The organism is Paenibacillus sp. PAMC21692 (assembly GCF_014303795.1).
In the GTDB taxonomy this organism is placed as follows: Bacteria; Bacillota; Bacilli; order Paenibacillales; family Paenibacillaceae; genus Pristimantibacillus; species Pristimantibacillus agaridevorans.
In genome coordinates, this window is sequence record NZ_CP060293.1 from 1,234,329 (window position 1) to 1,245,938 (window position 11,610).

At 53.9% G+C, this 11,610-nt stretch carries 9 protein-coding genes; all 9 read left to right on the forward strand.

Going from position 1 to position 11,610, the window contains the following annotated elements:
• The 9 genes from atpA (at window position 1) to H7F31_RS05035 (ending at window position 11,418) form a co-directional block, all read left to right on the forward strand.
• Window positions 1-1,506, forward strand: coding sequence for a F0F1 ATP synthase subunit alpha (gene atpA, locus H7F31_RS04995; protein WP_187103276.1), 1,506 nt, complete (start codon window positions 1-3; stop codon window positions 1,504-1,506).
• 123 nt (window positions 1,507-1,629) lie between these two features.
• Complete coding sequence (gene atpG / locus H7F31_RS05000) at window positions 1,630-2,490, forward strand: ATP synthase F1 subunit gamma (protein WP_108994774.1); 861 nt, start codon at window positions 1,630-1,632, stop codon at window positions 2,488-2,490.
• 42 nt (window positions 2,491-2,532) lie between these two features.
• The gene (gene atpD / locus H7F31_RS05005) at window positions 2,533-3,936 is read left to right on the forward strand and encodes a F0F1 ATP synthase subunit beta (protein WP_187103277.1); all 1,404 of its coding nucleotides are present in this window, start codon (window positions 2,533-2,535) and stop codon (window positions 3,934-3,936) included.
• Between the two features lie 24 nt (window positions 3,937-3,960).
• Window positions 3,961-4,353: a F0F1 ATP synthase subunit epsilon gene (locus tag H7F31_RS05010; RefSeq protein WP_187103278.1), complete on the forward strand. Its 393-nt coding sequence runs from the start codon at window positions 3,961-3,963 to the stop codon at window positions 4,351-4,353.
• A 316-nt stretch (window positions 4,354-4,669) separates the two neighbouring features.
• Window positions 4,670-6,898: a methyl-accepting chemotaxis protein gene (locus H7F31_RS05015; protein WP_187103279.1), complete on the forward strand. Its 2,229-nt coding sequence runs from the start codon at window positions 4,670-4,672 to the stop codon at window positions 6,896-6,898.
• 193 nt (window positions 6,899-7,091) lie between these two features.
• A complete protein-coding gene (locus H7F31_RS05020) occupies window positions 7,092-8,756 on the forward strand; it encodes a spore germination protein (RefSeq protein WP_187103280.1) in 1,665 nt (554 codons plus the stop codon).
• On the forward strand, window positions 8,753-10,015 hold the full coding sequence (locus H7F31_RS05025) for a Ger(x)C family spore germination protein (protein ID WP_187103281.1): 1,263 nt from the start codon (window positions 8,753-8,755) through the stop codon (window positions 10,013-10,015). Before H7F31_RS05020 ends, H7F31_RS05025 begins: the two co-directional genes overlap by 4 nt.
• Window positions 10,016-10,024: 9 nt before the next feature.
• The gene (locus H7F31_RS05030) at window positions 10,025-10,264 is read left to right on the forward strand and encodes a hypothetical protein (protein WP_187103282.1); all 240 of its coding nucleotides are present in this window, start codon (window positions 10,025-10,027) and stop codon (window positions 10,262-10,264) included.
• A 2-nt stretch (window positions 10,265-10,266) separates the two neighbouring features.
• Complete coding sequence (locus H7F31_RS05035; RefSeq protein WP_187103283.1) at window positions 10,267-11,418, forward strand: GerAB/ArcD/ProY family transporter; 1,152 nt, start codon at window positions 10,267-10,269, stop codon at window positions 11,416-11,418.
• The last annotated feature ends 192 nt before the right edge of the window (window positions 11,419-11,610 follow it).

The window sequence follows — 11,610 nt, forward strand, 5'->3', positions numbered from 1 at the left end:
TTGAGTATCAGACCTGATGAAATCAGCACGCTGATTAAACAACAGATCGAACAATATAAATCCGAGATTCAAGTCGTGGATGTCGGCACGGTCATCAACGTCGGTGACGGTATCGCCCGCGTACACGGCCTTGAGAACGCGATGCAAGGCGAGCTGCTCGAATTCGCGAACGGCGTAGTCGGCATGGCCCTCAACCTGGAGGAGTCCAATGTCGGCGTCGTTATCCTCGGTCCTTACACGGATATCCGCGAAGGCGACCAAGTGAAGCGCACGGGCCGTATCATGGAGGTTCCTGTAGGCGACGAGCTGCTGGGCCGCGTCGTTAACCCGCTGGGTCAACCGCTGGACGGCAAAGGACCTGTTAACACAACTCATACACGCGCGATCGAATCCCCTGCACCGGGCGTTATCGACCGTAAATCCGTTCATGAGCCTATGCAAACGGGTATCAAAGCGATCGACGCGATGGTTCCGATCGGCCGCGGCCAACGTGAGCTTATCATCGGCGACCGTCAAACGGGTAAAACGGCGATCGCGATCGACGCGATCATCAACCAAAAGGGCAACGGCGTTAAATGTATCTACGTTGCCATCGGACAAAAACAATCCACTGTTGCAAATGTTGTGGAAACCCTTCGCCGCCACGGCGCTATGGACTACACGATCGTCGTAACGGCGAGCGCTTCCGAGCCTGCTCCGCTTCTGTTCCTGGCTCCTTACGCAGGCGTATCCATGGCCGAGTACTTCATGTACAAAGGCGAGCACGTCCTGATCGTATACGACGACTTGTCGAAGCAAGCAGCGGCATACCGCGAGCTTTCCTTGCTGCTTCGCCGTCCTCCGGGCCGCGAGGCTTATCCGGGCGACGTCTTCTACTTGCATTCCCGCTTGCTGGAACGCGCTGCGAAGCTCAGCGACAAGCTGGGCGGCGGCTCCATCACGGCGCTTCCGTTCATCGAGACGCAAGCTTCCGACGTATCGGCTTACATTCCTACGAACGTAATCTCGATCACCGACGGACAGATCTTCCTGGAGTCCGACCTGTTCTACTCCGGTCAACGTCCAGCGGTTAACGTTGGTATCTCCGTATCCCGCGTAGGCGGATCGGCTCAGATCAAAGCGATGAAAAAGGTTGCCGGCACGCTTCGTCTGGACCTTGCGGCATACCGCGAGCTTCAAGCGTTCGCGCAATTCGGCTCCGACCTCGACAAATCGACGCTTGCCCGTCTAAACCGCGGTGCCCGTACGATGGAGATTCTCAAGCAAGGCGTTAACGTGCCTATGCCGGTCGAAAAACAAGTTATGTCCATCTACACAGCTGTTAAAGGACATCTGGACGACATTGCGATCGAAAATATCGGCCGCTTCGAGCGTGAATTCCTGGCATTCCTGGATTCCAATCATCCGGAGATCGGCGCTTCCATCCGCGACACAAAAGACCTTGTCGCGGACAACGAGAAAGCTCTCGTGGCAGCGATCCAAGCCTTCAAGAAAAGCTTTGCTTAACTGATAGTTAAGCTTCAACATCTTAATAGATCCTCCTGCGCTCGGACTTAGCAATTAGGTCCGGGCGTAGGCCCTTACCACGCTCCGGACCGATTCGGGGCAAATGAAGGCGGGTGAAACCTAATGGCAACAAACATGCGCGATATTAAACGCGAGATCAAGAGCAAGCAGAACATGAAGCAGATCACGAAGGCGATGGAGATGGTCGCAGCCTCCAGGCTCAGAAGAGCGCAACAGGCAGCGCTGGCGTCCCGTCCTTACGCGGACAAGCTGAAGGAAGTCGTAGCCAGCATTGCGGCTGGTACGAAGGACGTCAAACACCCGATGCTGGAAACCCGCGAGATTAAGAAGACGGGCTATCTCGTTATCACCTCCGACCGTGGTCTGGCTGGCGGTTACAATGCGAATATTTTGCGTAAAGTGACTCAGACCATTCAACAAAAGCATAAATCCGCGGACGAATATGCGTTGTTCGTCATCGGGCGCAAAGGCCGTGACTACTTCCGCCGCCGCAATATGCCAATCGTTGAAGAGGTAATCGGATTGGCGGATTCCCCGACGTTCGCCGACATCAAGTCGGTATCGTCGTCGGCCGTTAAGATGTTTGCGGACGGGTCGTATGACGAGCTCTACCTGTACTACAATAAATTCGTCAATGCGATCTCCCAGATTCCGACGGAAACGCGCTTGCTTCCTCTCGAGGAGATTAGCGAAGGTACGAAGGTATCGACCTACGAATACGAGCCGTCGCCGGAAGGCGTATTGGAAGTGCTTCTGCCGAAGTACGCCGAGACGTTGATCTACAGCGCCGTGCTTGACGGCAAAGCGTCCGAATTCGGCGCGCGTATGACTGCCATGGGCAGTGCGACGAAAAACGCGACGAAGATGATCAGCCAGCTGACGTTAACGTACAACCGTGCGCGTCAAGCGGCTATCACGCAAGAGATTTCCGAGATCGTTGCGGGAGCTAACGCACAATCTTAATAGATAATTTTGTATATACCGAAGGAAGCAGGAGGGAAAGCAATGAGAAAAGGACGCGTTGTATCCGTCATGGGTCCGGTCGTCGACCTTGAGTTCGAACGCGGCAATCTGCCGGAGATTCTGAACGCGGTTAAGATCGACCAGAAAGCAACAAACGGCGGAGTCGACATTAACCTTACACTTGAAGTTGCCGTTCATCTTGGCGACAACATGGTTCGCGCGATCGCGATGAGCACGACGGACGGTTTGGTTCGCGGCATGGAAGCTGTCGATTCCGGCGCACCGATTACAATTCCGGTAGGCGCTCCGACGCTGGGCCGCGTATTTAACGTACTTGGCGAACCGATCGACGAGGCTGGCGACGTAACATCCGACGTCAATCTTCCGATCCACCGCGCAGCTCCAAAATTCGACGAATTGTCCACGCAAGCGGAAATTCTCGAGACGGGCATTAAAGTTATCGACTTGCTTGCTCCTTATACAAAAGGCGGCAAGATCGGCCTGTTCGGCGGCGCCGGCGTAGGCAAGACGGTAACGATCCAAGAGCTGATCAACAACATCGCGCAAGAGCACGGCGGTATCTCCGTATTCGCCGGCGTAGGCGAGCGGACGCGCGAAGGCAACGACTTGTACCACGAGATGAAAGACTCCGGCGTTCTCAGCAAGACGGCGATGGTATTCGGACAAATGAACGAGCCGCCAGGAGCGCGCGCGCGCGTTGCCTTGACGGGTCTGACAATGGCCGAGTTCTTCCGCGACGAAGAAGGCCGCGACGTTCTTCTGTTCGTCGACAACATCTTCCGCTTCACGCAAGCGGGCTCCGAGGTTTCGGCCCTTCTGGGACGTATGCCATCGGCGGTAGGTTACCAGCCAACGCTGGCAACCGAGATGGGTCAACTGCAAGAGCGTATCACATCGACTAAAAAAGGTTCCGTTACATCGATCCAAGCGATCTACGTTCCTGCGGACGATTACACGGATCCGGCTCCTGCTACGGCGTTTGCCCACTTGGACGCAACAACGAACCTGGAGCGTAAAATTTCCGAGATGGGGATCTTCCCTGCGGTTGATCCGCTGGCTTCCTCGTCCCGTATCCTGTCGCCTGAGATTCTGGGCGATGAGCACTACAACGTTGCTCAAGGCGTTAAGAGAATTCTTCAGCGCTATAAGGAGCTTCAAGATATTATCGCGATCCTCGGCATGGACGAGCTGAGCGAGGAAGACAAAATCACGGTTGGCCGCGCTCGCCGCATCCAATTGTTCTTGTCTCAGCCGTTCCACGTTGCCGAGCCATTTACAGGAAACAAAGGCATTTATGTTCCTGTTAATGAGTCTGTACGCAGCTTCAAGGAAATCCTTGAAGGCAAACATGATTCTCTGCCGGAAGAAGCGTTCCGTTATGTAGGTGTCATTGAAGACGCCGTGAAGAAAGCCGAAACGCTTTAATAGCGGCAGGCGGGAGGAGTCCATATGAGTACCTTTCTGGTAGAAATCGTGACGCCCGAGCGCAAAGTATACGAAGAAACCGCGAACATGGTAAGCGTGAAAGGAGTGGAAGGCGAGTTAGGCATACTGCCTAATCACATTCCGCTCGTTACCCCGCTTCGCATCGCGCCTGTTACAATCAAGCGCGGCGGCGTAGTTGATATCATTGCCGTGAACGGCGGTTTCATCGAAGTGCGCAAAGACAAAGTCGTCATCCTGGCGGAAAGCGCCGAGCTCGCGAGAGACATCGACGTGAGACGTGCCGAAGCCGCTAAGAAGCGCGCCGAAGAACGTCTGGCCAAGCGCGAAAAAATCGACTACCACCGAGCGGAATTGGCGCTGCAACGCGCGCTGAACCGTCTGAGCGTGGGCAGATAATACAGGATTGAATGAGAACGAAGCAGGGATTGACTCTGCTTCGTTCTTTTTTTGACCACAATTAGGCAATTCGATGCGAGACAGGCCCAAAACCTAACATAAATTTAGTTGCATATACCTAGTTTGATTGAAACGATAAAATAAAATGACCAACAAACTCAAATATGATTATTTAAATATCAAAAATATTAGAATTATAATTATTTTGAAGTTATTTGTAATTGTCCGATATAAAGTTATCCAAATGTCGATTCTTGTATGTTAATATAGTTAACATCGAAAGAGAAACAGTGGATAAGGATCGGGGGAGTTGCGCATGTTTGACTGGCTTGGAGCGAAGACGGGATTCCCGCTGTGGATTTCGTGGCGACTGAACAAGGATATTAAAGAGGATGTCGAGCAAACGTTCGAAGGTTTCGCAGAGACTCGCAAGGAATTGCTCATGAACTGGGCAGAGGATGAATGGCGCCAGCTGGAGAGACTTGGAGCCTCCATTCAAGATGTATGGCAAGGGGATATAACGCAGCTGCAAATCAATGAATCTCTGGACAAGGTAAACACGCAGCTTGAAGTCGCATTCGCCCGAGCGGTCGATATGACGGAGATCTTCTTGTTGGACGCTGAGCGGAAGGTTGTTGCAACCACGTACAAAGCTCATCTGGGAACGGCATATGGGATAGACAGCCTGATCCATGCCGGACTGGCTTACAGCGCTCAGCCCGGCGGCGTGGCGAAAAATTGTTTGTTCGGGCCTTACCATGACGAGTTGACGAAGTCCATCGGACCGCGTTCGTCTTCCTTCCACGATGCGATGACGCTGCTGTTCATGCTGCCGATTACAAGCGGTGGCAAGCTGCTTGGCACTTTATGCGGCCGTGTGCCGAACGACGTCATCGGAGACTTGATTCAGCGGGAATCCGGCCATATCTATCCCGACTCCGGAGACAACTATCTGTTTATGGCGGAACCAGGTCTGAACAAGCAGATCAAGCCCGGGACTGCGTTGTCGCGAAGCAGGTTCGAGGATCGAACTTTTACGCATGGGGAGAACTTGAAGGATGGTGTAACGACGGAATGGGGCACGGTAACCGTAAGAGAACATACCGAGCTGGAGCTCCTGTTCACCGATCCAGCGACCGGCGAGCTGCATCCAGGGGTATCGAACACGATCCGCAACGGCAGCAATCTATTCGTGGAGTTCCCCGGTTATTCGGACTATCGGCATATTCCCGTAATCGGCAAGGGTGTAACCTTCCAGCTCCCGCATTGTCCGGACAAATGGGGGATGATGTGCGAAGGCGATCTGGAGGAAGTGTACCGGCTTCGAAGCATCGGGTGGAGGCAGCGCAGACTACATCTGTTCGCAACGGCAGCAGCCAGCTTGTTGACTGCGGCATTAATCGGGATGATCGCGAGCGCGGCCTCTCCTTGGATAATCGCGGCTGCGGCCGGAGGCTTCAATCTGTTGTTCGGTCTCATCGTGATCGGCACATTCAAGCGCAAAGAGGAGAACCGCGTCGTGCATCATATGCGTTCATTAACGCGATTTATCCGGATGAATGCAGAGGGCAAGGGAGACCTGACCCAACGGCTGCCGCTTCAAGGATTCGATAACGACGAGCTGAAGGATATCGCGAAGTGGCTGAATAACATGATGGATTCTCTGGAAGGTATTATGCTGCAGGTGAGGCTCGCGGCCTCGGACGTTACGACAAGCCAACGGACGCTTCATGAATCCGCTGCGATTACGACAAGCTCGACCGGACGGGTTAGCAGCCAAGTCTCGAATATGATCGGCAGCATCCGGCTTCAGCTCAAGGACATCGACATGGCAAAGGAATCGGCCGACACGATGAGGGACACGCTCCTCCTCATGGAAGAGGAGGCCGGGCGCCAGATTAAGGTGGCACAGTCCGAGGTCGATCGGATCGGCGACAAGATGAAACATATCTCCGAGAAGGTCGGGGAGACGAACTCAACGATTCATACGTTCATGGATACGGTGCAGGAAATTCAGAATGTGCTGAAGGTAATTGAACAGATTTCGTCCCAGACGAATCTGCTTGCGCTGAACGCCTCCATCGAGGCAGCGAGGGTGGGAGAGCAAGGGCGGGGCTTCGCGGTCGTCGCGAACGAAATCCGGAAGCTGGCTACGATGACCAAAGAATCGACGGGAGAAGTCCACTCCATCACGCACAACATCTACGCCGAGGCGAAGAAGGCTTTCGCGTCCATGGAAGAAGGCACGAGGGTCGTCGAAGAGGGCAATCAGCTCGTGGCTGCGGCAATCGGCACCTTAAACGAGGTCGGGGGCAGGGATGCGCACAAGTCGGCAGTCGTTGAAGAAGTCGTACAGCTGCTGGAGAACATCGCGCTCGTCAGCCGCCAGAACCGGAAGGTGTCTGCCGAGGTGGAAGGGCGCGTGCAGGAGCTGATCGGCGAGATGAACAACGTGCAGCAAACCTCGCAGCACGTTGAATCCATTACGTCGCTGATGCATCAATTGGTCGGGCAGTTCAAGCTGACGGAAACGCGCGTTAGATAAGGGAATTCAGCTATATGCAGGAGATTTTAATGGCAAGCCGCACGGTCGACGCAAACGCGTCTTCCGGGCGGCTTGTTTGCGTTCGCGGACGGCTGATTCTCGAGCAGAGGCAGATGATGCCCGAGATACATAGTTTTACCATGGATGAGTCATCCTAATAAATAACACGACCGGAAGAAGGGAGGGGCCCGCCATGTTCGGGATGTATATGTCAAAGAAAGCCGGCAAGGACCAAAAGAAAGAACGGCGTTCGCCGGGCGCGGACAAACACGTGAACGAACAAATGAAAGATTACGAGCACCAGCCCATTGTTCCGGTACTGACCGAGCTGCTGGACAAGATCAAAAAGGAGATGGGGGAGAGCTCGGATCTGATCATACGCGGTTTGAATTTGACTGATCATCAAGGCAAGGACGGAGACAAGGATATCGCGCTTGTCTATATTCAAGGACTAGTTGAAGATGAACGATTGGACAAGTTCGTGATTCAAACGATGCAGCAGGATCCCGAGCTCCCTTCCCGGTTAAAGCAGCTAAGGGAACACGATCGGCAGACGCTTGCAGACTCGCCCGAAGAGCCTATTCTAAGCCGGATCAAGAGTCATCTCATCGCCATCGGATTAATTTGCGATATCAAGACGTTTAAGGATTTATTCGAGAAGCTGTTTTTGGGATACGCCCTTATCTTTATTGACGGCTCCCCCTCAGGTATCGGCTGCAATGTTTACGGAGGGCCCAAGCGCTCGGTAGAAGAGCCCAAGACAGAAATGATGATTCGCGGTCCGCGGGAAGGGTTTACGGAATCGCTTCGTGTAAATACGATATTGCTTCGTCGGAAGATTCGCAGTCCGAAGCTTTGGCTGGAGCAAATGAAGGTCGGCGAAATTACGCAGACTCCGGTCGCCATCATGTATATCAAGGGACTGGCGGACGAAAGCGTGATCGAAGACCTCAAGCGTCGAATTAAGGATATTAAGAACGACGGCATTCTGGAATCCAGTTATATCGAAGAGATGATCACCGATCAGAAGTGGACCCCTTTCCCCACCATCATCAGCCATGAGCGGCCGGACGTCATAGCTAGCAATTTGCTGGACGGAAGAGTGGCTATTATCGTCGATGGAACGCCCTTCGTACTGGTGGTGCCGTCGACGTTGAACATGTTTTTTCAAGCCGCGGAGGACTATTATCAGAACTACCAGATGGCGACGTTTCTCCGCATGCTGCGATTCTCCTCGTTCTTTATCGCCCTTCTCATGCCGTCGATCTATGTCGCCATTATCGGCTACCATCAAGAGATGATTCCGACCCAGCTGCTGCTTAAGCTGGCTGCACAGCGGGAGGGCGTGCCTTTCCCCGCCTATCTGGAAGCTTTCATCATGGAGCTGGTGTTCGAGATTTTGCGTGAAGCCGTACTCCGAATGCCGAGCACGGCGGGCAGCGCAATCTCGATCGTCGGCGGTCTCGTTATCGGGCAATCGATCGTTGAAGCGGGCATTGTATCATCGGCAGTCGTTATTGTCGTGGCATTTACGGCCATCTCCAGCTTTGTCGCGCCGATATACAGCCTGGGCATCGCGGCTAGACTGCTGCGTTTCTTGCTGCTGGTCGCGGCATCTACCCTTGGTTTCTATGGTATTGCGCTCGTCATGCTGCTCATTCTGCTGCACATGAGCAACTTGAGTTCCTTCGGCATTCCTTATCTGAAGCCGTTTGCTCCGTTCAACTGGAAGGACTTTAAGGATACGCTGCTTCGCGTACCGCTCTGGATGATGAAGGAACGTCCGCAGCAGATAGGTGACGGCGACCAAGTACGAGACAACTCCGCTGCCGAGCCGAGAAGGGAGCCGTCGCAATGAAGCGGAGACTTCCCCTGTGGCGAAAACTATGGTCGGGTATGGCGATACGTCTGATCAAACGGCTTGCGCTGACAGTGATTATCGCATCCGTCCTGATACCGCTGGCTGGCTGCTGGGATATTCGTTACTTGGACAAGCTCGGCGTCGTCATCGCGCTTGGAGTAGATGATGACCCCAGCGGAAAATTCCGCTACGAGTTGACGGTGCAGGTCGTTCTGCCGCAGAACGCGACATCGCGGGACGGGGGCGGGAACGGAAGCCCCGTCATGACATTGACGGAGAAGGGCGACACGGTGTTCGAGGCCATCCGCAAGATGTCGGCGAAGACTTCCCGCAGGCTGTTTTTCTCGCACACCCAGTTGCTGGTCATCCATGAATCCACGGCGAAGAAAGGCATCTTCCCGCTGATGGACTTGATCGATCGCAATGCGGATATTCGAACCGATATCAGCGTCGTCATCGCAAGGGGCGTTAAAGCGGCCAAGCTGTTGCAGATTCGAACTCAGATGGAATCCGTGCCGGCCAATCAGATCAAAGAGACGATTCTGGTGGATCAGAATGCAAAGGGGCAGTTGTACAGCGTCCTCGTCCGCGATATTACCCGAATCTCCAAGTCGGAGGGGCAGCAGATTGCGGTGCCGGCAGTCGGGGTGGAAGGTGACCCGGAGGCGGGCAGTACGAAGGAAATCGTCGACCGCATCAATCCAAAGGTGCTGCCCGAGCTTAAGACGATGGCGGTCTTTGACGGCGGCAGGTTGATCGGCTATTTGCCTCCGAAGCAGTCGCAGGGACTGACATGGTCGCTGAACAAGCTGCAGAACACGGTCTTGAAATTTCCGTGCGCAAACGGCAAGGGGCATTACATAATGGAAGTCATTCGCACGGGTACGAAAGTCAAGGCGGAGAAGCCCAAAGGCGAGAGCGAATGGCCGACGGTCAAGATGGAGATTCGGATGCAATCCAGCGTGCACGAAGTTACTTGTCCGGGCTTGTCCATTAACGATGAGCAAACGCTGCTCGCTCTGGAGGAGAAGCTCAACGCCGTAGTCGAAAAGGAGATCAAATCGACAGTCGATTGGCTAATGGATCGCAAGCTCGACGCGCTGGGATGGGGAGAGCAAATCTACAGGGACCAACCTGCGCTCTGGAAGCAGATGAAGGCGCGCTGGAAGACGATTTTTCCGCAAATCCAGTACGAAATTCATTGCATCAGCCATGTGGAATCCATGGGGGCAAGAACCGATGCCATAACGGAATGAGGTGAAGACATGCTGCATGTGCTCATCATAGTCGCTTGCGCGATCACCGTGACGATCTTTATCTGGAGGCGAAACCGGGACAAGGGGCAAGTCCGCGAGGCGAGCTGGGCGATCGTTATCCTGTGGGGAGCAGCCGCCCTGCAGATCGCCATTGCAAGGCATCTGCCGGTCAGTCTTCCGACGGATTGGATCTCCATGCTGCTGGAGCCGATTTACGTGCCGATCGTAGCGTGGTTAAAGGGGGGATAACAATGTCCATGAGGTCTGGCTTCGTCAATAACGAAATCACGTCCAGGCAGGTATCCAAGTTGTTATATTTATTTTCGGTGGGAAGCGCAGCGCTCATCGTGCCGACGGCGACGGTCACCATCGCCAAACAGGATGGCTGGATTTCCATGTTATTGATCGTACCGGTACAATATGCCATCGTGCTCGTCTATCTCGCATTGATGAGACGCTTTCCCCGAATGACGATCGCGCAATATGCGGAATTCATCGCCGGGAGATGGATCGGGAAGTCTATCGCGCTAACGTTCGTGTTTTTTTTCTTCATCCTGAGCACTTTGGTGCTTCGGAACATGGTCGACTTCATGAGCAAGACGGTGCTGCCGCAAACGCCGACCTGGTTTATTAGCGGAACATTTATGATCGTTATCCTGTACGGTGTGTTTCTCGGCATCGAGACGATCGCCCGTACGGGAGAAATTTTGTACATATGGAGTCTGTTCGTGCTAGTTATCATCACCCTGTCGCTCATGAACCAAGTTCATATGGAATTTTTTGAGCCCGTGCTTGCAAACGGCTTAATCACTCCGCTTAAGGGCATGTATCCCGTGCTGGGCTTCCCTTTGACGGAATGCGTCTTTTTGACGGCGATTCTGCCCATGGTTAAGGAGAGCGAGCGGGAGAAGTTGAACCGGGGGATTTTTGGCGCCGTCGCGGTGACAGGAGCGATTACGACGCTGATCGTTTTCCTGCTGATAGCCGTCATGGGATCGGGCGAGACAACTCGAAGCCCGTTTGCGGTATATGAGATGGCGAAGCTCATAAACATAGAAGAGATACTTGTTCGCGTCGAGATCCTGTTCGCCGTCGTCTGGATCGGCACCGTATTCGTAAAATTGTCGCTAAGCGTCTACGTTCTGTCTGTGCTGCTGGGGCAAGTGCTTGGGCTGCGCGCCTACCGTCCGCTCGTATTCCCGCTTTGCATGCTCATTGCTCCGCTCTCCTTGATCATCTACCGCAATGGCGTACATTCGACCATCTTCGCCATGAATGTATGGACCGTATACAGTGTCATGCAAGGGCTGTTCGTCCCTCTGCTGCTTCTACTCGCGGCGCTGCTCATGCGCAAGCGAAGCCGCAAGGACGGCAGATTCCCTAGCAAGGAACCTAACGCGTAGCGGTGCGAACAGGCCCAACTCCGTCATAGGGTTGTTCAAAAAGTCCGCTTCCCATTACGAAGCAATTCTGGAAGCTTACTCGACATCGATTATTGAATTCAGCCGAACCTTCCGGTGCTCACGTAGCTTCCACTACGCTCCGCTCCTCAGGTTCTAGCTTCATCCAATCTTCTCGGTACTGAGAACCGAACT

Coding starts and splice junctions, on each gene's coding strand:
- H7F31_RS05010 (WP_187103278.1), top strand. CDS start 3,961: ATGAGTACCTTTCTGGTAGAAATCGTGACGCCCGAGCGCAAAGTATAC.
- H7F31_RS05020 (WP_187103280.1), top strand. CDS start 7,092: ATGTTCGGGATGTATATGTCAAAGAAAGCCGGCAAGGACCAAAAGAAA.
- atpG (WP_108994774.1), top strand. CDS start 1,630: ATGGCAACAAACATGCGCGATATTAAACGCGAGATCAAGAGCAAGCAG.
- atpD (WP_187103277.1), top strand. CDS start 2,533: ATGAGAAAAGGACGCGTTGTATCCGTCATGGGTCCGGTCGTCGACCTT.
- H7F31_RS05015 (WP_187103279.1), top strand. CDS start 4,670: ATGTTTGACTGGCTTGGAGCGAAGACGGGATTCCCGCTGTGGATTTCG.
- H7F31_RS05025 (WP_187103281.1), top strand. CDS start 8,753: ATGAAGCGGAGACTTCCCCTGTGGCGAAAACTATGGTCGGGTATGGCG.
- H7F31_RS05035 (WP_187103283.1), top strand. CDS start 10,267: ATGTCCATGAGGTCTGGCTTCGTCAATAACGAAATCACGTCCAGGCAG.
- H7F31_RS05030 (WP_187103282.1), top strand. CDS start 10,025: ATGCTGCATGTGCTCATCATAGTCGCTTGCGCGATCACCGTGACGATC.